This window comes from Halomonas sp. TG39a (assembly GCF_000744395.1).
GTDB classification, from domain to species: Bacteria; Pseudomonadota; Gammaproteobacteria; order Pseudomonadales; family Halomonadaceae; genus Vreelandella; species Vreelandella ventosae_B.
Map to the genome: position 1 here is coordinate 1,007,920 of NZ_JQLV01000001.1, position 25,670 is coordinate 1,033,589.

22 protein-coding genes and 7 tRNA genes are annotated in these 25,670 nt (G+C 55.2%); 16 read left to right on the forward strand and 13 right to left on the reverse strand.

Annotation, left to right across the window (positions count from 1 at the left end; all coding sequences use genetic code 11):
• Positions 1-332 precede the first annotated feature (332 nt).
• Both rlmKL and U738_RS04420 read left to right on the forward strand, forming a co-directional pair.
• Entirely contained in the window at positions 333-2,573 is a 2,241-nt protein-coding gene (gene rlmKL / locus U738_RS04415; protein ID WP_035577711.1) for a bifunctional 23S rRNA (guanine(2069)-N(7))-methyltransferase RlmK/23S rRNA (guanine(2445)-N(2))-methyltransferase RlmL, read from the forward strand.
• Between the two features lie 29 nt (positions 2,574-2,602).
• Complete coding sequence (locus U738_RS04420; RefSeq protein WP_035577713.1) at positions 2,603-2,938, forward strand: glutaredoxin family protein; 336 nt, start codon at positions 2,603-2,605, stop codon at positions 2,936-2,938.
• Positions 2,939-2,988: 50 nt separating this feature from the next.
• On the opposite strand, the gene U738_RS04425 is transcribed toward U738_RS04420, so the two are convergent.
• On the reverse strand, positions 2,989-3,270 hold the full coding sequence (locus U738_RS04425) for a hypothetical protein (RefSeq protein WP_035577715.1): 282 nt from the start codon (positions 3,268-3,270) through the stop codon (positions 2,989-2,991).
• A 97-nt stretch (positions 3,271-3,367) separates the two neighbouring features.
• Here U738_RS04425 and pdxB point away from each other — a divergent pair, with 97 nt between their 5' ends.
• The gene (gene pdxB / locus U738_RS04430; protein ID WP_035577716.1) at positions 3,368-4,519 is read left to right on the forward strand and encodes a 4-phosphoerythronate dehydrogenase PdxB; all 1,152 of its coding nucleotides are present in this window, start codon (positions 3,368-3,370) and stop codon (positions 4,517-4,519) included.
• An 81-nt stretch (positions 4,520-4,600) separates the two neighbouring features.
• Here pdxB and htpX read toward each other — a convergent pair whose 3' ends face one another.
• The 8 genes from htpX to U738_RS04470 form a co-directional block, all read right to left on the reverse strand.
• Entirely contained in the window at positions 4,601-5,506 is a 906-nt protein-coding gene (htpX, locus tag U738_RS04435) for a protease HtpX (protein ID WP_035577718.1), read from the reverse strand.
• A gap of 130 nt (positions 5,507-5,636) precedes the next feature.
• On the reverse strand, positions 5,637-6,884 hold the full coding sequence (locus tag U738_RS04440; RefSeq protein WP_035577720.1) for a pyridoxal phosphate-dependent aminotransferase: 1,248 nt from the start codon (positions 6,882-6,884) through the stop codon (positions 5,637-5,639).
• A gap of 89 nt (positions 6,885-6,973) precedes the next feature.
• Positions 6,974-7,930 (reverse strand): ribosome biogenesis GTPase YlqF, encoded by a 957-nt coding sequence (gene ylqF / locus U738_RS04445; protein WP_035577722.1) that lies wholly within the window; start codon positions 7,928-7,930, stop codon positions 6,974-6,976.
• Between the two features lie 66 nt (positions 7,931-7,996).
• Positions 7,997-8,395 (reverse strand): peptide-methionine (R)-S-oxide reductase MsrB, encoded by a 399-nt coding sequence (msrB, locus tag U738_RS04450; RefSeq protein ID WP_035577725.1) that lies wholly within the window; start codon positions 8,393-8,395, stop codon positions 7,997-7,999.
• Positions 8,396-8,531: 136 nt separating this feature from the next.
• On the reverse strand, positions 8,532-10,118 hold the full coding sequence (locus tag U738_RS04455; protein WP_035577727.1) for a gamma-glutamyltransferase family protein: 1,587 nt from the start codon (positions 10,116-10,118) through the stop codon (positions 8,532-8,534).
• Between the two features lie 24 nt (positions 10,119-10,142).
• Positions 10,143-11,468: a TRAP transporter large permease gene (locus tag U738_RS04460; protein WP_035577730.1), complete on the reverse strand. Its 1,326-nt coding sequence runs from the start codon at positions 11,466-11,468 to the stop codon at positions 10,143-10,145.
• Positions 11,469-11,471: 3 nt separating this feature from the next.
• A complete protein-coding gene (locus tag U738_RS04465; RefSeq protein WP_035577732.1) occupies positions 11,472-11,981 on the reverse strand; it encodes a TRAP transporter small permease subunit in 510 nt (169 codons plus the stop codon).
• Position 11,982: 1 nt separating this feature from the next.
• Positions 11,983-13,086 (reverse strand): TRAP transporter substrate-binding protein, encoded by a 1,104-nt coding sequence (locus U738_RS04470; RefSeq protein WP_035577734.1) that lies wholly within the window; start codon positions 13,084-13,086, stop codon positions 11,983-11,985.
• A gap of 334 nt (positions 13,087-13,420) precedes the next feature.
• Here U738_RS04470 and U738_RS04475 point away from each other — a divergent pair.
• The 6 genes from U738_RS04475 to U738_RS04500 all read left to right on the forward strand — a co-directional run bounded on the left by U738_RS04475 (position 13,421) and on the right by U738_RS04500 (position 14,205).
• Positions 13,421-13,496, forward strand: a tRNA-Glu gene (locus U738_RS04475).
• A gap of 53 nt (positions 13,497-13,549) precedes the next feature.
• Positions 13,550-13,624: transfer RNA gene (locus tag U738_RS04480), tRNA-Gly, on the forward strand.
• A gap of 99 nt (positions 13,625-13,723) precedes the next feature.
• Positions 13,724-13,799: transfer RNA gene (locus tag U738_RS04485), tRNA-Glu, on the forward strand.
• 47 nt (positions 13,800-13,846) lie between these two features.
• Positions 13,847-13,921: transfer RNA gene (locus U738_RS04490), tRNA-Gly, on the forward strand.
• A 103-nt stretch (positions 13,922-14,024) separates the two neighbouring features.
• Positions 14,025-14,100: transfer RNA gene (locus U738_RS04495), tRNA-Glu, on the forward strand.
• Between the two features lie 30 nt (positions 14,101-14,130).
• Positions 14,131-14,205, forward strand: a tRNA-Gly gene (locus U738_RS04500).
• A gap of 264 nt (positions 14,206-14,469) precedes the next feature.
• On the opposite strand, the gene U738_RS04505 is transcribed toward U738_RS04500, so the two are convergent.
• Positions 14,470-15,975 carry a methyl-accepting chemotaxis protein gene (locus U738_RS04505; protein ID WP_235208631.1) on the reverse strand — a complete coding sequence of 502 codons (1,506 nt, stop codon included), beginning with the start codon at positions 15,973-15,975 and terminating at the stop codon, positions 14,470-14,472.
• 414 nt (positions 15,976-16,389) lie between these two features.
• Here U738_RS04505 and U738_RS04510 point away from each other — a divergent pair, with 414 nt between their 5' ends.
• The 6 genes from U738_RS04510 (at position 16,390) to U738_RS04535 (ending at position 20,373) form a co-directional block, all read left to right on the forward strand.
• Complete coding sequence (locus U738_RS04510) at positions 16,390-17,373, forward strand: ABC transporter ATP-binding protein (protein WP_035577738.1); 984 nt, start codon at positions 16,390-16,392, stop codon at positions 17,371-17,373.
• A complete protein-coding gene (locus tag U738_RS04515; protein WP_035577741.1) occupies positions 17,370-18,143 on the forward strand; it encodes an ABC transporter permease in 774 nt (257 codons plus the stop codon). Before U738_RS04510 ends, U738_RS04515 begins: the two co-directional genes overlap by 4 nt.
• Positions 18,144-18,181: 38 nt before the next feature.
• Positions 18,182-19,015 (forward strand): NADPH-dependent 7-cyano-7-deazaguanine reductase QueF, encoded by an 834-nt coding sequence (gene queF, locus U738_RS04520; protein WP_035577743.1) that lies wholly within the window; start codon positions 18,182-18,184, stop codon positions 19,013-19,015.
• Positions 19,016-19,106: 91 nt separating this feature from the next.
• Positions 19,107-19,667 carry a nitroreductase family protein gene (locus U738_RS04525; protein ID WP_035577746.1) on the forward strand — a complete coding sequence of 187 codons (561 nt, stop codon included), beginning with the start codon at positions 19,107-19,109 and terminating at the stop codon, positions 19,665-19,667.
• 2 nt (positions 19,668-19,669) lie between these two features.
• The gene (locus tag U738_RS04530) at positions 19,670-20,179 is read left to right on the forward strand and encodes a YiiD C-terminal domain-containing protein (protein ID WP_035577749.1); all 510 of its coding nucleotides are present in this window, start codon (positions 19,670-19,672) and stop codon (positions 20,177-20,179) included.
• A 106-nt stretch (positions 20,180-20,285) separates the two neighbouring features.
• Positions 20,286-20,373 (forward strand) — tRNA-Ser (locus U738_RS04535).
• A 321-nt stretch (positions 20,374-20,694) separates the two neighbouring features.
• Here U738_RS04535 and U738_RS04540 read toward each other — a convergent pair.
• Positions 20,695-21,477, reverse strand: a complete 783-nt coding sequence (locus U738_RS04540; protein ID WP_035577751.1) for a CLCA_X family protein — start codon at positions 21,475-21,477, stop codon at positions 20,695-20,697.
• A 93-nt stretch (positions 21,478-21,570) separates the two neighbouring features.
• Here U738_RS04540 and U738_RS04545 point away from each other — a divergent pair, with 93 nt between their 5' ends.
• The gene (locus U738_RS04545; RefSeq protein ID WP_035577754.1) at positions 21,571-22,257 is read left to right on the forward strand and encodes a type 1 glutamine amidotransferase domain-containing protein; all 687 of its coding nucleotides are present in this window, start codon (positions 21,571-21,573) and stop codon (positions 22,255-22,257) included.
• Between the two features lie 1,088 nt (positions 22,258-23,345).
• Here U738_RS04545 and U738_RS04555 read toward each other — a convergent pair.
• Both U738_RS04555 and U738_RS04560 read right to left on the reverse strand, forming a co-directional pair.
• On the reverse strand, positions 23,346-24,695 hold the full coding sequence (locus U738_RS04555; RefSeq protein WP_035577758.1) for a M20/M25/M40 family metallo-hydrolase: 1,350 nt from the start codon (positions 24,693-24,695) through the stop codon (positions 23,346-23,348).
• Between the two features lie 81 nt (positions 24,696-24,776).
• Complete coding sequence (locus U738_RS04560; protein ID WP_035577761.1) at positions 24,777-25,661, reverse strand: LysR family transcriptional regulator; 885 nt, start codon at positions 25,659-25,661, stop codon at positions 24,777-24,779.
• Positions 25,662-25,670: the final 9 nt, after the last annotated feature.

Below are 25,670 nucleotides of genomic sequence, written 5' to 3' on the forward strand. Positions count from 1 at the left end.
CACGAAAGCCTTTGATAAGAAATAGGATGTTGACGACACTATTGGTAATACATGTTCGAAAACACCATTATTCCGAGAGCTTGCTTCAAGAGCGAGACGCCGCCTCAACTCAAATGTCTAGCACTCACGAGCTGAACGGGTCGAGCGGCGATCTCTTTCAAATCATAGGCCGAGTCATAAACCGGCCCTGACAGGCAACGCATGCGTTTTTCAGTAGCTACTCTCTTATTGTTAGACCATGATGGGGTCATCTGTCGACTACCAATTTGTCATAAAACGTAAACTCATTTGTTATATACAGGAATATCGCGCCTTTCAGCGCCGCTATTATCATGATCGAGTCGAACCAAACTGCTCCGCTAAATTTGCTAGCCACCTGCCCCAAAGGCATCGAAGGCCTGCTCCACGATGAACTCATAGCGCTGGGCGCTACGCCGGGCAAAACCACGGTGGCTGGGGTGTACTTCACTGCCAGTCAGGCCATCGCCTACCGCGTATGCCTATGGTCGCGATTAGCTAACCGGGTGATTTTAACCCTGGTGCGCGAATCGATGATCGACACCGCCGAGCAGGTGCGCGATGTGGTCGCCCGCATCGCCTGGACGCAACACCTGGCACCGGGTAACACGCTGGCGGTGGATTTCCACGGCCGCAGCGAGCATATTCGCCATACCCGCTTTGGCGCGCAAACCGTTAAAGACGGCGTGGTCGATGCCCTGCAGCTGGCCGGGCAGGAACGTCCCAACGTGGATACCAAAACCCCGCATTTGCGCATCTACGCCCATCTGCACCGGATGAACTTGACCATTGGCCTGGATCTCTCTGGTGAAAGCCTGCACCGCCGGGGCTATCGCCGTGACGTAGGCCACGCGCCGCTAAAAGAGAACTTGGCCGCAGCGCTATTGGTGCGCGCGGGCTGGCCCGAGCGCTTAAAAGCGGGTGAGCCGCTGATTGATCCGCTATGTGGTGCGGGCACGCTACTCATCGAAGCCGCCATGATGGCCGCCGACCAAGCGCCAAACCTTAATCGTGAGCGCTTCGGCTTTCACGGCTGGGCAGGGCATGATGACGAGGCGTGGCGGGAGCAGAAGCGCGAAGCCGAAGCGCGCGCGTCGATTGGCCGCAAGCGCTGCAAAGCGCAACTCTTAGGTTTCGACCAGAGCCCGGCGGCCCTCAATGCGGCGAAAGCCAATGCCATGCGAGCGGGTATTCCTGCGCTGATTTCCCTGCATGGGCAGAGTCTGGCCCAACTGACCCGGCCAGAAACGCTCAGCGCTGAAAGCGGCCTGCTGATCACCAATCCTCCTTACGGCGAACGGCTGGGCGAGCTGCCTGAGCTGGTGCGTCTCTACGCCCAGCTGGGTGAGAAAGCCAAAGCGCTGTTTCCCGGCTGGACGCTGGCGGTCTTTACCGGCAACCCGGATCTCGGCCACCGGCTGGCTATGCGGGCGCACAAACAGTATGCGCTCAAAAACGGCGCCTTGGATGCTAAGCTGCTGCTAATGGAGATTGGTGGTGCCGAGCACTCGCCTGCCGTTAGCGATGCGCCCCAGGCCAGCGTTGAGAGCGGTGCTGCGCCGACTGCTGAAGATCGCCAAGAAACGCCTCACGCACCAGCCTCAAAAGGCTCAGACAATGCGCAGATGTTTGCCAATCGACTGATTAAAAATCAGAAGCGCTTGAAGAAATGGCTTAAACAGAGCGGTGAAACCAGCTATCGCATCTATGACGCTGATATGCCCGAGTACGCCCTGGCGGTGGATCGTTACGGTGATCGCGTGCACGTGCAAGAGTACGCGGCGCCCAGTTCGATCAATCCGGCTCAGGCGCAAAAGCGCTTGTACGATGCCTTGGAAGTCATGCCCGAGGCGCTTAACGTTGATGCCAGCAAAATCTATATCAAACGCCGCGAGCGCCAAACTGGCAGCGCTCAGTACCAGAAGCGAGCCGCCAGCGGTGAACGCTTTGAGGTGCAGGAGGGCGCAGCACGGCTATGGGTCAACCTGCGCGACTACCTGGATACCGGGCTGTTCCTTGACCATCGGCCGGTACGGCGCATGCTGGGCGAAATGGCCAGCGGTAAGCGCTTTTTAAATCTGTTCTGTTATACCGCCACAGCGACGGTACAGGCGGCCTTGGGTGGCGCTAGCGACAGCGTGAGCGTGGATATGTCCAACACCTACCTGGAGTGGGCGAAAGACAACTTTGCGCTAAATAAACTTGATACGCGACTGCACCGGGTGGTGCGCGACGACTGTTTCCGCTGGCTGGAAACCGCCAACGCCGAGTTCGACCTGATCTTTATGGATCCGCCGACGTTCTCTAACTCCAAGAAGATGCGCGACACCCTCGACGTGCAGCGTGACCACCCGCGGCTTGTGGAGCTCGCAATGGCGCGCCTGGCACCCGGTGGAACCTTGGTATTTTCTAATAACCAGCGGCGCTTTAAACTGGATGAGGCGCTTAGCGAGCAATTTGCCGTAGAGGACATTACCGGGCGTAGCTTCGACCCCGATTTCCAGCGGCGTACAAACTTGCACCATGTGTTTCTACTTCGCCATAAGGCGTCATAGGAGAGCTGTAGTATGAAGAGAGCTTCAGTATGATCCAGCTATCGCTTTACACGACCATGGGCTGCCACCTGTGTACCCAATTAGAGTCACTGGTGGCCACGCTCGCGAACCAAAAGGTATGGTTGCACCATATCGAGATTAGCGACGACGATGCCTTGGTGGAGCGCTACGGCGTGCGTATCCCGGTGCTGATGGACAGTGACGGTAAGGAGCTGGATCGTGGTTTTGAGCTGGAGCGCTTAAGTGCCTGGCTGCGCGAACGCGGCTGGCTGGATGAATCGGCGCTGGCGGCGTTTACCGCACCGCCAGAAAGCACAGCGCCTAAAGGCGCCCATGAGCGTGACGGGCGGCGCTTCTTAGGCTAAAAGTGTATGGCTAAAAGTGCGCGGTTAACAAGCATGGCTAAACGTGGTGGCTAAAGCACATCCAGCAGTGAAAGCTGGCGCATGGCTTCCTGGCCTTCTGGCGTATGGTCGGCCACTTCCAGCACCTTGCGAAACCCCCGTGAAGACTGGATGGTGGCCTCATCCTCCAGCCACATATGGGCTTGATCCAGCGTATCGGCTAGTTGATGTTTCAGGCCGCCAAACTGAGTGCCGATTTGGCCCCAAGCGCGGCTGAAAATCCAGTCACCAAACATATCCTGGTGAATATGAACCAACACATAGTCATGGTTGGTTTCCCAGCGTACGATCACAACACTCTCCTTACTTAGCCCTTAAAAGATAGCCTTTAAACACGCCTGCCCATCAGCCGTCGCGGGCGTATTGTAAAGCCCGGATACCCAAACGCCTATGAAACTTGTCATCGACGCTAACATCCCTGCTGCAGACACCTGCTTTGGCTCCTTGGGTACGCTAACCCGCGTACCCGGGCGGGAGATAAACGCCGTTCATCTTCACGCCGCCGACGCGCTGATTGTGCGCTCCATTACCCACGTTAACGATAAGTTGCTTACTGATAGCCCCGTGCGCTTTATTGGCACCTGCACCATCGGCACCGATCATATCGATCAGGTGGCGCTCGCTAAGCGCGATATCGCTTTCGCCAGTGCCCCCGGCTGCAATGCCGAAGCGGTGGTCGACTACGTATTAAGCAGCCTGCTGACGCTGGCAGAACGCGATGGCTGGCTGCTTAGCGAGCGTACCGTGGGTATTGTGGGAGTGGGTAATGTGGGCAGCCACTTGCAAGCACGGCTAACCGCCATGGGCATAGCAACGCTGGCCTGTGACCCGCCCCGGGCTGAGGAGGAGGGGGTGAGAGGGTTTCACTCTCTAGACGCCCTCATTGAACGCTGTGATGTGCTCTGCCTGCATACGCCGCTGACCCGGGAAGGCCCTCACGCCTCTTACCAACTACTCAACGCCCAGCGCATCGAAGAGCTGATGCCGGGTTGCGTTGTTCTGAATGCTGGGCGTGGGGACTGCCTGGATGGCTTGGCGTTGCGCAGCCGGTTGGCGGGGAAGGGCGATATCAGCGCAATATTGGATGTATGGGAAGATGAGCCGGACATCGACGCTGGACTGCGCGATCTGGTCTCGTTGGCAACGCCGCATATTGCCGGGCATAGCCTGGATGGCAAGCTGCGCGGCACCTGGATGATACGGCAAGCGCTGGCGCACCACTGCGGCCAACCCAGCGAGCTGACGTTTGCTGATATTTGCCCACCGCCCGCCCTCGCGTCGCTGCATTTGCAGCACGCACTCCCCCCGGAAGACGCCCTGCGACTCTGCATGCGAGCAGTTTACGACGTACGCCGCGACCACGATGCGCTAGAGCGTCAAACGCTGCATCACGGTATGCGCAAAGGCTTTGACGACTGCCGCGCCAACTACCCGCTACGCCGCGAGTTCGCTACCCTCAACGTGCAGCTATCAGGGGAGGCGGTAGCGCTAGAGGGTATACTGCGTGGTGCAGGGTTTGCGGTAACACTAGCTAGATTGTGAAAAACAGCTATTGAAAACCGATGGCGAAAAACAGTAAGGCCCGCATATGCGGGCCTTAAACGTATGAAATTGCGGAAAAACTTACTGACGATAAGCGGCTTCTTTTAGTGCGCGGATGCGCTCATCCAGCGGCGGGTGGCTGGCAAATAGCTTTTCCACCAGCGAGCGTGTTTGGCCTTTGGTGATGGCCATGGCGCGCAGCGTATCAGGCATTTGGTCGGGCATTTCGGTTTCGGTTTTCAAGCGTGCCAGCGCGCTGACCATGGCGTTGGTGCCCGCCAAGCGTGCACCTGCTTCGTCGGCGCGGTATTCGCGGTAGCGCGAGAACCAGGCGACGATCGCCGAGGCCAAAATACCAAATACAATCTCAGCGACCATAACCACTGCGAAGTAACCCATAAAGCCCAGGCCGCCACCGCCCTCGCTACGGCTGCGCAGGAAGTTATCCACTAGGTGCGCCGCCACCCGGGCAAAGAACATGACAAAGGTGTTCACCACGCCTTGAATCAGTGCCAGCGTTACCATATCGCCGTTAGCGACGTGACCTATTTCGTGAGCCAGTACTGCGCGCACTTCTTCCGGGCGCATACGGTTCATTAAGCCCGCTGAAACAGCGACTAACGCATCATCTTTATTCCAGCCAGTCGCAAAGGCGTTGGACTGCTGGGCGGGGAAGATGCCCACTTCCGGCGTTTTGATACCCGCTTCACGGGAAAGCTCCGCAACGGTATCCAGCAACCACTGCTCTGTGGAGTTGGAAGGCGTTTCAATAATCACCGTGCCGGTGCTGCGCTTGGCCATCCATTTGGAGATGAACAGCGAAATAATCGAGCCCGCCATACCGAAGATAAAGCAGAAAATCAGCAGGCTGGTGAAGTTGATCCCCTGGCCGCGCAGATACCCTTCAACGCCCAGCAGGCGCAGGGTAATACTGGCGACCAACAATACCGCTATATTGGTGCCTAAAAACAGTAGAATTCGCATCATGGTGCAGGTTCTCCCTAAGCGTTTATAAAACGGTTTAACAGCAGCCAGTGAAATGGGTCACGGAATAGTTGCTTAGATACGTACTGTTCATGGCAGTTTCAAGTCATGGAGGCTGTTAAATCTTCCTGACTTACTGACGGTAACGGGACAAAAAGTTAGCAAAGCGGTCCAGCGCATCGCCAAGCTGGTCGGCCCAGGGTAGCGTGACGATGCGTACATGGTCCGGCTCGGGCCAGTTAAAGGCGGTGCCCTGCACCAGCAATATTTTTTCCTGTAGCAGCAGATCCAACACCATCTGCTGGTCATCTTTAATGTTGAACACTTTCGGGTCGAGGCGTGGAAAGGCGTAGAGCGCGCCTTTGGGTTTCACGCAGGAGACCCCGGGAATAGCGTTCAGCTTCTCCACGGTAATATCGCGCTGGGCCAGCAGTCGCCCGCCGGGCAGGATCAGATCATTGATCGACTGATAGCCCCCCAGCGCGGTTTGAATCGCGTGCTGGGCGGGCACGTTAGCGCACAGCCGCATAGAGGCCAGCATATTCAGCCCCTGGATATAGTCCTGGGCGTTTAGCTTGGCCAGGGTGCCGGAAATAATCATCCAGCCTGAGCGGAAGCCGGCGCAACGGTAGCTTTTGGAGAGACCGTTCATAGTGATGACTAACTGATCATCGTCCGCCAGTGCCCCGGTAGCGGTGTGCTCAACGCCGTCATACAAAATCTTGTCGTAGATCTCATCAGAGAACACCACTAGATTGTGCTGCTTGGCGATTGCCAATACCTCTTTAACCACGGCAGGCGGATATACCGCACCCGTTGGGTTATTGGGGTTGATCAGTACAATGGCCCGGGTGTGGCTGGTGATTTTGGCGCGAATATCCGCCATGTCGGGCGTCCAGTCGGCTTGTTCGTCGCACAGGTAGTGCACCGCATGGCCACCGGAAAGGTGGGCGGCCGCGGTCCATAGCGGGTAGTCCGGCGCTGGAATCAGTACCTCATCGCCGTCATTGAGCAGCGCCTGCATGGCCATCACAATCAGCTCGGAGACGCCGTTACCGATGAAGATATCCTCAATGCCCACGTTGGGAATCTGCTTACGCTGGCACTCCTGCATTATTGCTTTACGGGCGGAGTAGAGGCCCTTGGAGTCGCAGTAGCCCTGGGCGGTGGGCAGATTACGCATCACATCCTGGAGAATCTCTTCCGGCGCCTCGAAGCCGAACGGCGCAGGATTGCCGATGTTGAGCTTGAGAATCCGCTGGCCTTCCTCTTCCAGGCGCTTGGCATGGTCGAGTACCGGGCCACGAATGTCATAGCAGACATTGTGCAGCTTATGAGATTTCTTCAGCGGTTGTGATTCGTGCGACTGCGGGGTATCCATGAGGTGTCTGTCCAAAAGTAGCGAGAGGCCCAAAGTATCCAAAAGGTAAGCGCCTACGAGCCGTCATCGGCTAACAGGCTGCCAAACCATTATGCGTCGGAAAGGTCTTGATTGTCTTCGTTGTTTTGCTCGGGCGGTGGGGGAATATCCGCCGGAGTTTCAAGGGTTAGTCGGCCTAGCTTGCCATCGCGCAGTTCGTGAAGCAGTACTTCCGCGCCGCGATGCAGATCGACGGCACCGCCGGGGCGCAGTCCGCCACGGCGAGCAGCAATATCTTTCAAAATGGCGTTGCCGTCAAAGCCAGCAATAGCGAGGAAGTCAGGCTTTTTGGGGCCGTCCGCATCAATGTCGTGGGGAATATCGGGCGCCGCGTAGGGCGGCAGCTCTTTGAGCTTATAGCGCTCGGTGAGCGCTTCAGGGTAGCGTTTGGCAAGCTCCGCGCTGGTCACAATCGCCACGTCTGTGTACTCAATGGCCGTGTCGCGAATGGCACCGGTGGCGGCGAGGCGATAGGCGCTGGCCTGGTCTTCAATTTTGGGCCACAGTACCCCAGGGGTATCGGTAAGCGCCACACGCCCATCAATACGTACCTTTTGCTGGCGCTTGGTCACCGCAGGCTCGTTGCCGGTTTTGGCGATTTTTCGCCCTGCTAAGCCGTTAATCAGCGTGGACTTACCGACATTCGGTATGCCCATCACCATTACGCGGACATCGCGATCAGCACGCACGGCACCGGCCAGCTCATGGCATAGCTTGGGGATTTTCTTTAGTTCGCGGGTATTGGTGGTGGTCACCGCCAGGGCGCGCATATTCTCTTGGGCATCGAAAAAAGCCACCCACTCGGCCGTTCGCTCAGGGTCGGCGAGATCGGCGCGGGAGAGAATTTTCAACACCGGCTTATGGCGGGTTAGCTCGGCCAGCATCGGGTTGGCGCTGGAGTAGGGCAGACGCGCGTCGAGTACCTCGATCACGACATCGATCTCTGGCAGCACCTCCGCAATCTGGCGGCGGGCCTTGTTCATATGTCCTGGAAACCAGCCGAGCATGAATCTCTCCTACAAGCACAAAAAAAGCGGGCTGCCATTATAGCAGCCCGCCGGACTTAACGCTGATTACTCGTCGGGGTGAAATTCCAGTGACACGGAGTTAATGCAGTAGCGTAAACCGGTGGTATCTGGAGGCCCATCGGGGAATACATGACCCAGGTGGGCATCGCAGTGGGAGCAGACCACCTCGGTTCGCTGCATGCCGTGCGTGGTGTCGGTATGCTCCTCCACACAGCGGGTGCCCAGCGGCCGGTCGAAGCTTGGCCAACCGCAGCCAGCGTCAAACTTGTGCTCGTTTTCAAACAGCGGCGCATGACAGCAGACACAGTGGTAAATACCCTGCGCATCGCGCACCTGATAGTCGCCGGTGAACGGTCGTTCCGTGCCTTTTTCACGCGCAACACGGTACTGCTCTGGGGTTAGCTGTTGTTGCCATTCGTCGGGGGATTTTTCTATTTTCGCCATGGGGTTCTCCTTTCCCTCTGGTTTCAATCATTCAGAGGCTTATTAGGCAGACTAGCTTATCACTTGTGTAAGTGACAGCTAGCCACCTGCCCAAGTTCAGCCTGTGCGAAGGCTGAGAAAGCCGCCAGTCTGCTTCTTATAAGCTTGCCGCCCCGCCATTACTGCGCGGGTCGTGGGCGCTTTCTATTAATCCATCGGGGTGGTGCACAATCCCACCTGCATGCCCCATGGTGTCGCTGAATGCCTCTGGGAGTACTTCCACATCATGGCCCGCCGTGACTAAGGCGGTGATCAGCGCGTCGTCAAAGCGCGCTTCCAGCTTTAAGTTCGTGCTGCTTTCTCCCCAGGTACGACCCAGCAACCAGCGGGGGGCGGTAATCGCCTGCTGGAGCGGCATGCCGTGCATTGCATAGCGTGAAAATACGGCCGCCTGGGTTTGCGGCTGGCCTTCACCGCCCATAGTGCCGTAAACCATGGTGCGGCCATCGTTAAATTTGGCCAGCGCCGGGTTCAACGTGTGGAAGGGTTTGCGACCAGGGGCTAAGCTGCGCAGGTCGTCGGGGTTAAGCGAGAAGCTGATGCCGCGGTTTTGCCACAGCACGCCGCTTTCCGGTAACACCACGCCGCTGCCAAACTCCCAGTAGATGCTCTGAATAAAGCTCACCGAACGTCCTTCGCTATCCACGGTGCCCATCCAAATGGTGTCGCCTGGCGCTGGTTCGTGGGGCCAGGGTAGGGCGTGCTGCGGGTCGATCTGAGCCGCTTCTAAGCCAATGTTCTCTTCGCTGAGCAAATCTTGCAGCGGTGTTGGCACACGGCCGGGGTCGGTGACGTTTTGGTCGCGCAGGATAAAGGCGCGTTTGGTGGCTTCAATTAAACCATGCAGGTGGTCAAAACCGTTGGGCTCGGCGGCTTTTAGGCGCTCGTAGATACCTAAAATCATTAACGAGGCCATGCCTTGGGTCGGCGCAGGCAGGTTATACAGCGTGGCATCCTGAAGCGTTACTTCCAGCGGTGTGACCCGTTGGGCGCGATAAGCGTGAAAGTCTGCCAGGCGCAGCGGACTGCCGACGGCCTCTAAATCCCGCGCCATACTGGCGGCCAGCTCGCCGCGGTAGAAGTCATCTAATCCTGCTTCTGCCAAACGCTTGAGTGTGGCGGCCAAACGCGGCTGGCGCAGCCGTTCGCCTTCACGGGGTACCTGGCCGTTAAGCAGAAGGGCATCGCTAAAGCCAGGGCTTTGGGATAAACGCTCTACGTGTTTGGCAGTGAGCGCCTCTTGGCTTTGGGAAACCGCAATGCCCGTTTCGGCATGATGAATGGCATCGGCCAGTAGGGTGGTAAGCGGAAGTGACTTACCCCATGTTGATGCCACGTTCAGTGCTTCATGCCAGCCGCCAATGGTGCCCGCCATGGTAAGCGCAGCTTTAGGGCCACGCTCGGGAATCTGCGTTTCACCGGCGTAGAAATCCGCGCTGGCCAAGCCTGCCGCCGGGCCGCATGCGTCGATAGCTACCGGCGCTTTGCCCGGCTCATGAATTAACCAGAAACCGTCGCCGCCCAAGGCGTTCATATGCGGATAAACCACGGCAATGGCCGCGGCAGCGGCAACCATGGCTTCTACCGCATTACCACCCTGTTTAAGCACATCGCGCCCGGCGCTGGCAGCTAGGTGATGAGGGGCGACACAACTGCCGCCATAACTACGTTGAGTGTGGAGCATATCCAGCGTCCTTTTTAATTATGATTACCAGCCAATCGCGTTCGGTAGCCAAGTGGCAATGCTCGGAAAGATAAACACCAGCGCCACGGCCAGAAACTGTAAGCCGATAAAGGGCAGTGCGCCTTTGTAAATATCCAGTGTCGAGACTTCTTTAGGCGCCACGCCTTTAAGGAAAAACAGCGACCAACCAAAGGGAGGGGTAAGAAACGAGGTTTGCAGCACCAGCCCCACCAAAATACCCAGCCACACCATATCAACGCCCATCTGGACAAAGAAGGGTAGAAACAGCGGTAGGGCAATATAGCTGATCTCGATCCACTCCAGGAAGAAGCCCAAGACAAACATTAGTAGCAGCATAAACAGCATCGCGCCTAGCTCACCACCGGGCACCCAATCAAACATACGGGCAACCAAGTGCTCGCCGCCTAAACCACGAAATGCCAGGCCAAACACCTGGGCGCTGATTAAAATAAAGAACACCATCGCCGAGATTACCAGCGTGGCTTTGGCAACCTCTTTGAGCAGCGCAAAGGTTAACCGCCCGGAGCAAGTCACAATGACTAACGCCCCCAGTGCGCCCATGGAGGCCGCTTCGGTAGGCGCCGCAATACCGCCAATAATCGAACCCAATACTGCAAACACCAAGCCCACAGGCGGTCCCACTACGGTAACGACTTTACGAATCAGTTGGCGCCTCCCCATATCCGCACGCTCTTCAGCCGGAATTGGCGGCATTAGGTGGGGGTAGAGTTTGGCGATCATCAGAATGGCAATAATATAGACCGCCGCCAGCGTCAGCCCCGGCACCATGGCCGCGGCGAACATCGTGCCGACCGATTCACCCAGAATTTCCGCGAGTAAAATCAGCACCAGGCTGGGCGGAATAATTTGCCCCAAGGTACCCGAGGCGCAAATCATGCCGGTGGCCAGGGTTTTGGGGTAACCGCGGCGTAGCAGTGTGGGCAGGGTGAGCAGGCCCAGGGTGACGATGGTGGCGCCGACAATGCCCGTCGCGGCGCCTAACAAAACGCCAACTAAAATAATCGCCACCCCCATGCCGCCTGAAACGCCGCCAAACAAGTGGCCGATCACATCGATCAGCTCTTCAGCCAATTTCGACTTCTCCAGCATCACCCCCATAAACACAAACAGCGGTATCGCCATAAAAGTGTAATTGGTCACCACCCCGTAGATACGCGATGGCAGCAGATTAAACAGCATCGGTCCGAAGCCGATATAGCCAAAGAAGAAGGCTGTAGCGGCGATGCTTATACCTACCGGTATACCAATCAGCAGAAACACGAAAAAAGCCACGATCATGCCGATCGCTAGCCATTCATTGGGAGACATGCGTTATTCACCTCGTGTGGGCAGGGCGAACGCCTGACGCAGCGCGTGGGCCAACCCTTGCAGCGCGAGAAGGACAAAACCAAACGGAATCAGCGATTTGAGTAGCCAGCGCAGAGGTAGGCCACCGGGGTTGGGTGACGCCTCGCCGCGGGCGAACGACTGGGCGATCCAGGGCAGCGTCAGCCAGGCGATATACAGCCCCATGACTAGCAGTAATAGCCCACCGATCACCTCAATTACTCGCTGCAGACTCGCGGGGAAGCGTTCGTAGAAGACGTCCACGCGAACTTGCTCACCCATCAGCAGTAGATACGACATGCCAAACAGTGCGATAGGTGAGATCAAGTGCCACTGCAGCTCCTGCAGCCATACCGCGCCAACGCTAAATGCATAGCGCATCAATACGTCACCAGCGACTAATCCGACTAATACCACGCAGGTCCAGGCGGCGATCCAGCCAAAAAGCCGAACCACCGCCTCAACTCCGTGGACAAAACATGCCACGGCGCGCATATCAGACTCCGATAATGTCGTTTAACCAAGCGCGTTCACTGGCGCCTGCCCAGCGGTCATGATTGGCTTTAAACGCCATATAGCTATCGTGCACTTTACGCACCAGCGGGTCGGCGTCGGCTTCGGTAGAAAGCGTGTCCATCGTTGCCTCACGCAGCGCATCAATGACGGGTTGTGGCAGCATGCTGGCAGTGACGCCTTCGTTTTCTACCAGGTCGGTCATGGCTTCACCATTAACGGCTTCCGACCAGGTCACGCTCTCCAAGCAGGCAGCCATACAGGCGCTTTTCACAATCATCTGCAGATCTTCAGGCAGGCTGTCCCAGTGTGATTTCGAGATCAGCAGTTCGCCAGTGGTAGAAGGTTCATGCCAGCCAGTGGTGTGGTAGAACTTGGCAGCGTTGTGTAGGCCCATGCGGCGGTCTTGGAACGGGCCAACAAACTCGGCGGCATCGATAACGCCGCGCTCCAGCGCCGGGAAGATTTCGCCACCGGGCAGCACGCGGGCATCCACGCCAAGCGAGGAGTAGACCTGACCCGCTAAGCCAGGAACGCGCATGCGCAGACCGTTTAGCTGGCTAATATCCTCAATGGGTTCGCGGAACCAGCCGGTCATTTGTACGCCGGTGTTATTCAGCGGGAAGGCCACCATTCCGTAGGGTTCATACACTTCGTGCCAAAGCTCCAAACCGCCACCGTGGTAAAGCCACGCCATATGGCCCATAAAGCTCATGCCAAATGGCACGGTGGTGAAGTACTGGGCGGCAAAGGTAGTGCCCGACCAAAAGTAGCTGTTGGCGGCGTTCATTTCGATGGTGCCGCTTTGGACGGCTTCGAAGCCTTCAAAGGCGGGAATCAGCTCGCCGGATGAGAAGTGTTGAATGTTGAGTCGACCGCCTGACATGGCGTTAATTTTGGCGATTACATCGGTGGGGCTGCCAGGACCTTCCACGTAAAAGGGCGAGCCGGGTGGATAAGCATTGGTCATACGCCAGTTAAAACTCTCGGCGGATTGCGCACGGGCAATTGACGGCGCCCCTAATACCAAGCCGGCCGTGGAGGAGACCGCGGCTGTAGTGAGAAACTTGCGACGGGATAAGGACATAGCACACCTCATTAATTGGGAAGTAGGTCAGCAAGGGAACACAATGAAGTAGCAAGGGGTGTGCCATAAAAAATCGATTTTTTTATAAATAAAAGATTTTAAAGGGTTTTGTAGGTTGCAAGTTGGCAAGGTAAGCACAACAAAATTAACGGTTTGCACCGTTATGCAGCTTGTTGATCTCAAATGGCACTCTTGGTGTGCACTTGATATCGCTCTCTATTGTCTGAGCGTGTAGGTGGTTGAAAGCAGGTCAGTTAGCTTGATGAGGGCTGAGTGCTTGACAGCTTAAGGCGGTCTGAGTAACATACGCGCCACCTCGACGAGGCAATGCAACGTCCCATTCGTCTAGTGGTCTAGGACACCGCCCTTTCACGGCGGTAACAGGGGTTCGAACCCCCTATGGGACGCCACTTATTTTGAGGCTAAGCCTTTAAAGATAAGAGGTCGTCAGGGTTATCGGAATGCGGGAATAGCTCAGTGGTAGAGCATCGCCTTGCCAAGGCGAGGGTCGGGAGTTCGAATCTCCTTTCCCGCTCCAAGTAGGTGTTAGGTGTGTGGTAAGTCAGGCGAGGTCGGGAGCTGGAACGCCAGCCCGGTCGAATCTCCTTTCCCGCTCCAAGCAGAAATTGCTTAAAGTGTCCCATTCGTCTAGTGGTCTAGGACACCGCCCTTTCACGGCGGTAACAGGGGTTCGAACCCCCTATGGGACGCCACTTTCGGTACTTTAGGTAAGCGTTAAGTAAGAGCAAGCGTTTTATAAGCGGGAATAGCTCAGTGGTAGAGCATCGCCTTGCCAAGGCGAGGGTCGGGAGTTCGAATCTCCTTTCCCGCTCCAGGTTTGATGGTGTGGTAAAGAGTATCGCCTTGCCAAGGCGAGGGTCGGGATCTGGTGCGCCAGTCCGATCGAATCTCCTTTCCCGCTCCAGTTTCGATATATAGTCCCATTCGTCTAGTGGCCTAGGACACCGCCCTTTCACGGCGGTAACAGGGGTTCGAACCCCCTATGGGACGCCATCAAGCGTTATAAGCAGTTGTGTGTGCGTTGCGGGAATAGCTCAGTGGTAGAGCATCGCCTTGCCAAGGCGAGGGTCGGGAGTTCGAATCTCCTTTCCCGCTCCAGTTTTGTTGGTGTGGAAGAGTATCGCCTTGCCAAGGCGAGGGTCGTGAGCTGGAAGGCCAGTCACGTCGAATCTCCTTTCCCACTCCGTGTAAGCAGTCGTACTCCTTCGTTATCCTCTCTGCCGTCATTCTCTTTGTATTCAAGCTTTTAGCTTTTTTAATAATCGCCTGTTTTTGTGCGATTTTTTTCGTGCGCTTAAATAGTTGCCACACCCAATACGCTCAAGCCAACAGGCTTGAGCGCAGAAAAGCGTTTCTGAATGGTTAGTGGGTGAGTGTGAAGTGGCTGACGACATCGTTTAGCGACTGTGAACGCTTGGTTAGGTCATGGGCGGACGTTGCCGTTTGCTGAACCATGGATGCATTATCCTGGGTAGCCTGATCTAATTGAGCAATCGCAACGTTGATCTGTTCAATGCCCCGCGTCTGTTCGTGGGTGGCCGCGGTAATGTCGGTAAACAAGTCATTAACCTGCTGGATCTGCTGATCAATTTTTTGCATCCGCTCTTTCGCCGTGCCGACCAGCGTAGCGCCATTGCTCACTTGTGTGTTCGATGTGTCGATCAGCGTTTTGATCTCCTGAGCGGCGTTGGCTGAACGATTCGCTAGCTGGCGCACTTCGCCAGCGACGACGGCAAAGCCTCGCCCATGTTCGCCCGCCCGAGCGGCTTCCACGGAAGCATTGAGTGCCAAAATATTGGTTTGAAACGCAATGCCATCAATCAGAGTCACGATCTCGGTGATTTTGGCGGCTTCTGCGTTAATAGCCTGCATGGAGGTGACCGCTTCCCCAATCGCCTGTTGGCCTGCTTGGGACGTTTCGCCGGCATTGCGTACCAGCTCTTTGGCTTGTTCTACGCTGTCGGCATTTTGTCGCACTGTGGCGGTGACCTCTTCCATGCTGGAAGAAGTTTGTTGAAGCGCTGCAGCCTGTTGCTCGGTGCGCGAGGAGAGTTCTTGATTGCCTGAGGCGATCTCGCCGGCATTATGATCAACGGCGCTACTGGTGGTCTGTATTTCCTGCATGGTTTCGCGCAGCTTGTCACGCATTGCTTGGATATCGTGCAATAAGCTGCTGGTGTCGTTCTGGCTGAGCAGCACTGTTGCGGATAAATCGCCTTGAGCAATACGGCCAACGACGCTTGCGGCGTAGCTAGGCTCGCCGCCAAGACGACGTAGGATTAACGAGATCATGCTCCAGAAAGCGATGGTGACTAGCACGCCAGCGAGTATGCCCACTACTACGCTTTCGATAAGCTGACCCATGATCGCGCTGTTAACATCCCCCATAAAAACACCGCTGGCAATGTACATATCCCAAGGCCCGTAAGCCTCGGCGTAAGTACGTACCAACGGTTGCGCATCGTTTCCTCTGGCAAAATTTGAGTAATACTCAGTGAAACTGCTTCCCGTGCCGCGGGTGTTATCTAGAATGGCTTGGAAAATACGCGTGCCTTCAGGATCAGTGACCTGGGCCAGATCGTCTCCTCGTTCCCGTTTAGGGTGGGCAAGCATTTTCAGGTCGCCACTAAACGCAAATAGATAATTATCTTCTTCCCCGAAACGCACATCGCGAATGGTGTCCAAGGCGAGGGTTTTAGCTTCATCCAGCGTGATATCGCCCTGCTGGGCCAGCATGTCAAAATGTTCCATGGTCGAAACCGCGATATCCACGGCGGTGACCATGCGTTGTTCGCGTTCGGTATACAGTAAGGCACGACTTTGCCATGCGTTAACGACAATCATGATGGCAAGGATCAACCAGAGCACAACAACTCCAATAAGCCGCTGTCGACGAAGGGGTAAAGCGGCTAAGCTCTTCTTTGTCTTAGGCGAAGCGACTGGCGGTAAGCTGGCTAAGGCCTTTGGGTGGTGAGTAACAGTGGCGCTCATTATGTGATTAGCTCTCTTATGTGTTTTCTTGATTCCCTTGTATGCCAAGCGGTGGTTATCCCGACTCCCTACATAGCACGGCGCTAATACTAAAGTATTAGTTCGCGGGCTTCTGCCCCAAAAGCGTGGCAAAGTGTCATTAAATGTACATATGCGCTTGAATCGATAGCGCGCTAGCCAATAGCAGGCTATGTGTGGCAGTGGGTGGCTTGAAAAAACATATGATTGCCCCGATATCTCTCCTTCTAACGCACTTTTTCGTGCTTCTCATTTTGCTGACAGGACATTTTCATGGCCGAACCGGCATTGTCGATCCGTGGCCTTACCAAAGTGTATGGCAATGGTTTTCAGGCGCTCAAAGGTATTGATCTCGACGTCCAGCAGGGCGATTTTTTTGCTTTGTTGGGCCCCAATGGCGCCGGTAAATCCACCACCTTGGGGGTGGTTTGTTCGCTGGTGCAAAAGACGGCGGGCAAGGTCTCCATATTCGGCATTGATGTGGATAAAGACTTCGCTAAAGCCAAGTACCAGCTAGGCGTAGTGCCTCAAGAGTTCAACTTCAATCAATTTGAGAAAGTGCTCGATATCGTACTGGCCCAGGCGGGCTACTACGGTATGACTAGCCGTGAGGCCTTGCCCCGCGCTAAACAGCTGCTGACCGATCTGGGCCTATGGGAAAAGCGCAACGGCAGCGCGCGCATGCTGTCAGGTGGCATGAAGCGCCGCCTGATGATCGCTCGAGCGCTGATGCATCGTCCCAAACTGCTGATTCTGGATGAGCCAACCGCCGGGGTGGATATCGAGCTGCGGCGCAGTATGTGGGAGTATATGCGGCGAATTAACCAAGACGAAGGCACCACCATCATCCTGACGACGCACTACCTGGAAGAGGCTGAGAGCCTGTGCCGTAATGTGGCGATTATCAATAATGGCGACATTGTGCGGAACACTAGCGTGCGGGAGCTGCTGGCTGAGCTTGATACCGAGACCTTCTTGATTGATTTGGCTGAGCCAGTTGTAGAAGTGCCCAGAATCGAAGGCTTTGAGCTGCACCAGTTAGAACCCACCCAGCTTTCGTTGTTAGTGCATCGCGGACAGCGCTTGAACGATGTCTTCAATGCGTTGAGCGAGCAGGGCGTGCAGGTGGTTTCCATGCGTAATCGCGCCAACCGTCTTGAGGAGATGTTTGTGTCAATGGTGGAAAGCAGTGGCCAAGGAGCGATTGACCAGCGCGTAGCAAGCTCAAGTGATGAAACCAAAGAGGTGCGCGCATGAATTTCAGCCAGACACTCATCGCGCTCTGGACCCTGGTGCTAAAAGAGATCAAACGCTTCACCCGCATTTGGCCACAAACGCTACTGCCGCCCTCAATCACCATGGCGATGTACTTCATCATCTTCGGTAATCTAATTGGTTCGCGGATTGGCGATATGGACGGCTTCAGTTACATGGACTTTATCGTCCCTGGACTGATCATGATGTCGGTGATTACCAACAGCTACTCCAACGTGGCATCGAGTTTCTTTTCAAACAAGTTCCAGCGCTCGATTGAAGAGATGATGGTATCGCCGATGCCCAACTGGGTGATTTTGGCCGGCTTTATTCTAGGCGGTATGGCGCGTGGGCTGGGCGTAGGGTTGATTGTGACCGTGGTATCGCTGTTCTTTACCCGCCTGACCATGGAACATCCGCTGCTCACGGTGTTGGTCGTTGTGCTCACCTCTGCGCTATTTTCTATTGGCGGCTTTATTAATGCCTTGCTGGCGAATAAGTTCGACGATATTTCTATCGTGCCGACCTTTATTCTCACGCCGCTTACCTATCTGGGTGGCGTGTTTTACTCAATCTCAATGCTGCCTGACTTCTGGCAGGGCGTTTCCATGCTCAATCCGATTTTGTACATGGTGAATGTTTTCCGTTACGGCTTCTTGGGAGTGTCGGATATTCCCGTTGGCTGGGCGCTTGCCGCCATTTTCGCCTTTATTATTGTGCTGTTTAGCATTGCGCTAGCGATGCTAGAGCGAGGCAAAGGCATTCGCAGCTAAGCGCATAACAACTTGATTGAGAAGAGAGCTTTTATACCATGGCACATCGCCCTGATACCTTAGAACATGCGCCGTTAGGGCGCGATTCCGCCTATCCTGAACAGTATAACGCGGGGCTTCTCTACCCGATTCCCCGCGCGGCTAACCGGGCGCCACTAGGGATTGAAGAGGGCGCTTTGCCGTTTGTGGGGGAGGATGAGTGGCACGCCTTTGAAGTCTCCTGGCTGAACAGCCGCGGTAAGCCTATCGTAGCCGTGGCGCGCTTTCGCCTGCCTGCAAGCTCCCCCCATCTGATTGAGTCTAAATCCTGGAAGCTCTACCTCAACAGCTTCAACCAAACCCGTTTTTATACTCGTCAGGAAGTGATGGAAACGCTTGCCAATGACCTCGCGGTTGCGGCAGGGGCTGAGGTGAGCGTTGAGTTGTTTGATGTGGATGCCCCTGAGCTTTCAGCGCAGCGCTTGCCAGGCGAATGCTTGGACGATTTAGATATCGCAGTAAGCGATTACACGCCTAGTAGCGCCCACTTAACGGTAGGCGATGAGGTCGTTGAAGAGACGCTCTACTCCCACCTGCTGAAATCTAACTGCCCCGTTACCGGCCAGCCGGACTGGGGCAGCGTGCTGATTTGTTATAAAGGGCCCAAAATCGACCGCGAAGGGCTGCTGCGCTACCTGATTGGGTTTCGTCAGCACCAGGATTTCCACGAACACTGCGTTGAGCATATCTTTACCGACTTAATGGCCCAGGTACAGCCTACTCAGTTGCTGGTGCTGGCGCGTTACGTGCGCCGCGGCGGGTTGGACATTAGCCCCTGGCGCGCAACGCCCGGGCTAACGCCGCCCGCCCCGCTGCGCCTAGCAAGGCAGTAAACGGCAATGTTGTAAATGACAGTGTTATTAAGGACAGTGTTATAAATGACGGTGCTACAGTAGCCTCACACGATTGGATTTGGAGTCATTAATGGACGCACTTACGCTGCTTCACGAACGTAGCTCAATGGGCAAGCTGATGGAGCCAGCACCCAGCGGCGAACAACTCAGCGCCATTTATCAGGCCGCGCTACGAGCGCCCGACCATAAAGAGCTGCGTCCCTGGCGCTTTATCGAGTTCAGCGGGGAAGGGCGTGAACGGTTAGGCGAGCTATTTGCCGAGGCGGAGTTTCAGGAGGATCCCAGCGCCGACGACGAAACGCTCAACTCAGCGCGCAAAAAACCGCTGCGAGCGCCGATGATTATCGCCGTAATCGCCAAGGTCACGCCCGAACTCGAAAAAGTACCCAAAATGGAGCAGGTGATCTCCGCTGGGTGCGCCGCCCACGGCATACTGCTAGCCGCCCACGCGCTAGGCTTAGGCGCTATGTGGCGCAGCGGGAAATATGCTTTCGACCCTGTGGTTCGCAAAGGGCTGAGCCTGGATGAAGATGATGAAGTCGTCGCGTTTATCTATCTGGGCACCTTAGGGGGTCGCCACAAACCCGTACCACAGCATAACGTTGCTGACTTTGTTGAGCGTTGGGGCTAGGTATGAATCTGCCCCGCCAGCCAAGCATACCCCACCCCCGTTTGCCGCTGCCAGAGAGCCAACCGGAGGACCTGGCCGTCTTTCAGCAGTGGCTAAGTGATGCCATCCCCATGGTAAGCGCGCTAGGCATTCACGAAGTCTCACGCCAGGACGATTCGCTAACCTGGCAGTTAGCGTTATCGCCTAACCTTAACGATAAGGGCACGGGGTTTGGCGGTGCACTCACGGCGCAGACTACGCTGCAAGGTTGGTGCTGGCTAACGCTATGGCTGCGCGAGCGGGGCATTGCGCGGGATGTGGTCGTTGCCGAGGCTAGCCAGCGTTTTCTTGCGCCGGTAACGAGTGACTACCGCTTGGTATGCACGCCAGCTCTACCAGAAGGCCCCGCACAGCTTGCCAACAAGCTCGCAGAGCGCGGTAAAGGGCGTATAGAGCTAACCCAGCGGCTCTATTGTGGTGAGACACTCTGCCTGGAAGCCAACGGCAGTTACGCGGTGTTGCCGTCCCGCTAACCGAATGGGTAATCGGCCTGAAAAGGCTTGCTATTTCGAGGCTTAGCCCATAGTATGTGCGCCGTTCTGTCGCGAAAGGTATAGCCTTTCAACAGCGCCAAAACGCGGAGGGGTGTCCGAGTGGTCGAAGGAGCACGCCTGGAAAGTGTGTAAGCCGCAAGGCTTCGAGGGTTCGAATCCCTCCCCCTCCGCCACAGAATTTTCAAGGCCGTCAAGTGCTTAGCTTGGCGGCCTTTTTGTTTCTGGCTGTTGGGAACAGTTTTGGGAAAATAAAGGGGGCTATTAAAAAGGCAGCACGCCGCCGAAGCCAATACCTAACACGGCAACGATAACAACAACGATAACGACGATAGTGGTAGTAGACATATTCTCTTCCTTTGAGTAGTGAACGTTGCTATAGCGTAGTCGCGATTGTGCTTTTTCGCACACAGCACAATAGGCTGAGTCTCTTCCTTTGAGTCCAGAGTGCAGCCGTGTCCCTGCTGCGATGTCATTGCGCTTCGGATGGCCAACGATTATTTTTCTTCGCTTTTCAACGCCTTTCCTAGCCCGCCAAAATAGTCGCTAAACGCGCGGTTAATTCTCTCCCGCTGCTCGCCCTGCGGGTAAAGCCCCATTTCCGCTTCGGGGGAGGCTTTGGTGCCTTTGACTAGGAAGTGATTGGTAATGGCGGCATCTTGCACAAACGCTTCAAAAGCGCGGGCGCAGAGCTCTTCGGGCTTGCTGTAGTAGAGCTGGCCAAGCTTTTTGTCCATGTGTGCCGAGTGCTTAAATAGCTTGCTTGGCTGTTCACCCGCTGGCTGTAGCAAAATTTCCTTGAAGCAGCGTATCAGTAACTGGTTGAGCGGATGGGGAATAGGCGCCACATCGGCAAGCCAAGCGGTAGAAGCGAACATACCGTTGGGCGCACCGCGAAAGCACTTACTGGCGATATAATGGTCGAAAGCATGAAACCACTCATGGGCAATACTGCCGGGGCCAGCATTTTTAGCCAGCGCAAAGCTGCGTTGGCTGGGGTTATAGTGGGCAGAAATGCCCGGCTGACCACCGCTGCCATATTGCAACGCTATTGAGCCGCGTAGCGAAATCAACGCCTCTGGCCCCTGTAAGATCATCATAAGATCGCATAGCGCATCGTGAAAAAGCTCAGCGGCCCGGTCACGCTCGGTACTGGTAACCCAGCGGCCAATCTCAATGGAACGAAAATCAAACTGGCGCCGAATCAAGGCAAAGCTACTGGCTTCCCCCTGGCGATGGTCTGGCCCGCTGCGGTAAAAATCCCGCGCTTCAATGCTCACTTATCGTTTCTCCTTGTATTCCGCCACCCAGGCCCCCACTAACTAACCGTAACGCATTTTAATAGCCTCATTTTCCACCGCCAGGAGAGAGATATGAGCAAGCGTATTTTAGTGGTACTGACGTCTCACGATCAGTTGGGTGATACCGGCAATAAAACCGGTTTTTGGCTCGAAGAGCTGGCCGCCCCTTATTATGTCTTTAAAGACGCGGGTGCTGAAGTAACGTTGGCATCGCCCAAGGGAGGGCAGCCGCCGCTGGATCCCAAAAGTGATGCAGAGGATAGCCAAACTGATGAAACGCGCCGCTTCAAGCAAGATGAAAAAGCTAACGCGGAGCTTGCCGCTACCCATCGCTTGAGCGATATGAAGGCCGATGACTTCGATGCGGTATTTTACCCCGGTGGCCATGGCCCGCTATGGGATCTCGTCGACGATGCGGACTCTATTCGCCTGATCGAAACTTTTATCGCCCAAGGCAAGCCGGTTGCCACGGTTTGCCACGCGCCGATTGTACTGGTGAATGCCAAAGACAGCGCAGGCGAGCCACTAGTGAAAGGCCGCCAAGTAACGGGCTTTACCAACGGCGAAGAAGAGGCCGTTGGCTTGACCAATATCGTGCCACATCTCGTTGAAGATGCCTTACAAAAGTGCGGCGGGATTTATAGCAAAGCGGATGATTTCACTCCTTACGTACGTGAAGATGGCCAGTTGATCACAGGGCAGAACCCGCCTTCCTCGGCGCTCACAGCTGAGACGCTGATGGCATGGCTGGCGAAATAATCGCTTAGGCACTAATGAAATAGACACTCATATCTACCCAGCGGCAACGGCGAGGCGACCCCTCGCCGTTGCTACTTTGGTGATCAGCTTTTTTTGCCTTTCTCTATAAGACGGTAGGGGGTTAAAAGCTAAAAAGCCGTTAAAAAACAATTTATTTGCCGCTACATATCATAGGTTAGATAAACCTACTGTTATAAAGCGCACTGTGTGCACACAGCGAAGGGAACTCGCGAAAGGGAAGAACAAGCAAGGATTGCTTGTGTAACACAAGGATGCACAAACAGGATGTTTGTGGTGCAAGATCAGGGAAGACCCGATGAAAACCCGGCCAAGGAGTGGCCGGGTTTTTTTACCTCGACATAAATAACAAGTTAATTAAGCTCTTATGACGTTTTTATTAACAATGCATTGCTTATGATAATAAAAGGACAGTGGTGATGAAATAAGCCTTTTTATAACAAGCGCTAAAGTTAGCAAGTGCTTACTTTAGCAAGCATAATGATAATAAAGCGAGCTTAACTCATTCAGAGGTACTTCAACCGCGGTTTGACAGTTCAGGCAGCGTACGGTGGTACTGTTTTTACCGGTGCCTTCTAAACGGAAGCGGTTCAAGAATGGATTTCTGGGTGACTCTGAGTTGCCACAATGACGACAGATGACATCCAGGCCATTGACTTTATTGGTAATTATAATATCGCGCACGCTGACCTCCTACCATTAGGTTCGATGATGGTTCAGGCGTGGTAACGTCCATGTAGAGCAGTATCGTTGCCGACACTTTTAAAAGTATAGCGCTGCTGGGTATATGTGCCATATGAAAAAGATAAAAAGCGTGCTTTAAATAGCTATCCCTGAGATTGTGAAAAAAAGATAAATTTTTTTCCGTTTTAATAACATAGGTTAGATAAATAGACCGTTTTAAGGTTCACTGTGAGCATACACCACACGGAAGTGGCAACAGGGAAGATTAAGCTAGGAAGGCTTATGCTCATGGAAGCACAAACAGGATGTTTGTGAAGATGAATCAAGGAAGGTTTGATAAAGCCCCAGCCAGGGAATGGCCGGGGCTTCTTTTTTATACGCTTGTTTTATTTTTTAGCTTTCTTCTTGTTTTTCTTACTGTGATTACTTTCTTTACTTTGAGTACTCGCAGCGCTTTGGTCACTTTCTGTATTCTCATCTTTACTGTCATCGCCCTCGCTGTCCGGCTTGTCGCTGCCTTGGTGAGTGAGCGGGCTCGCTTGGTCTAAGCGCGGGTGGTTATCCAGGAATTCACGCTGTAGATCGGGTATGGCATCCAAGGCTTGCAGGGTATGGGTGAGGGCATGAATCGCCGCCAGCACATCCTGGGTATGACCGGTTTCTGAGATGGTGTGCATATTACGGATGGGGAAACCAATCGAGGTAGCGGCACTGTCGATAGACGCCAATACGCCTGCCATGCCATCGGTACCCGTATCGATACCCACAATATCGCGCTGCAGCGGAATATCCTGCTCTTTAGCGGCAGTGGCGATAATGCGGTTGAGCTGTTCACTGGCAATAGAGCCCACCGCCATGGTGAAGCCTTTGCCCATCTCCAGCGGCTGCATGCGCTTGTCGCCAATACCGGGCGCAGCCACATAGTCGTGGTTGACGTCCACGCCAATCAAAGCATCCGGCTTCATTTCGCCCGCCATCACACGGCTACCGAAACGGCCAATCTCTTCATAGCTGGCAATCGCAAACAGCACGCGCACGTTTTGGGTGCCGCCTGCTTCGGCGATCAGGCGCGCCACTTCGGCGGCCACAAAACAGCCCAGTCCGTTATCCAGGTAAGCGCCGTAGAAGGTATTAGGGCTAAAGCCGGGGCGGATAGGGCGGTCGAAAATAATCGAATCACCAGGGCGAACACCCAAGTTCAGCACCTGTTGCTTTTTATTCTCACCGTGAATCTGCAGATCCAGGTAGATCTGCTCTTTTTTCAGCCCTTTGCTGCCATCGCGCTGGGCAGGGTCAGAGAAGTGAATCGCGCCCAGTGCCTCGACCGTGCCGCCTTCAATGCAGCGGTAGCTACCGGGGGCGTCCGGGTCTTCGCTAAACAGCTTCACTTCATGGCCGATCAGTACCGTCGGCAGGAACGAATCGGTATTGATCCAGATCTTGCCGTCTTCGCCAATCGAGCGCACCTGCATGCGGATTTTGTCCGCATGGCCGATCAGCATGACCTTGAACATGTCGTCGCGGCCGGGGTGAGTGTCCAGCACAACGCCCGCGTTGCCCTTAAACTGGTGAAGGTGCCAGCTTTTAGGCGCGAAGCTCTCAAAATGCGGCTTGAGTACGCCGTAGGTCATGGCAGCTTCCAGGCCTACAGGGCTGGGGGCGGCAAGAATATCGCGCATCAGTTTGAACTGCGCGTCGGGCATTGGCTGTGTCCAGGGTTTTGCACTATCGCTCATCGTTGTCGCTCACTCATTTTTAGGTGGATGTTAATCACCTCTAGTCTGCCAGATTCCCGCACTGTGTGTAGAGAAAGCCGCTTATTCATGGTGATGAATTAGCTCGCGCAGGGCGCTGGTGGCGGCGGAAGGAGGGTGACGGCGGCTCAATATAATGCCCAGCTCACGACGAATGGTTGGCTCGACCAACGGGCGGTATTCAATCCCATCAGCGGCAATTTGACGAAAACTGAGCGAGGGCAGCACGCTAATGCCTAACCCCGCAGCTACCATGCGGCCTACTGTGGCGATCTGGCGCGCATCGCACAAGATATCCAGCCGTTCTCCTACGCTCTGCATAATGCGGTCAATATCCTGGCGCGAGCTGGAAAGGCGATTGATACCAATAAACGGATAAGCTGCAAGTTGGCTCCAGGCGACGGCTGATTGCGCCAGCAACGGATGCCCGCAGGGGCAAACGACCACATAGCTGTCTTCGAGGACGGGTTCAAACGTTAAGTCGTCTGCGTCGCTTGGCGGCACTGAAAGACCCAGATCGGCGCGGCCTTCGCGCACCATTTGATTGATTTGATCGGCCAGCACATCGTGCAGGCTGAGGTTAATTCGTGGGTAGGCCTCATGAAAAAGCTTAATGACGCGCGGAAATAGTCCTGCCGCCAGAGTGGGTAGGGCGGCCACCGTTACCTTTCCGCGCTGTTTTGAAAACTGGTCGTTGAGATCTTCAAAGGCTTCGTTCCAATCATTCAGGAGCCGCACGGCAACGGGCAGAAAAGCTTCGCCTTCCGGTGTTAACACGAGCTGGCGCGTGGTGCGGGCAAACAGTGCACCACCGACGTTCTCCTCAAGTTTACGCAGCGCAATAGAGATCGCCGGTTGGGAAAGATGTACTCGCTCGCTGGCCTCTGCAAGGCTGCGCGAGTGGGCGACGGCAACAAAAACACGCAATTGCTGGATGCTTGGATTCATTTAGAAAGT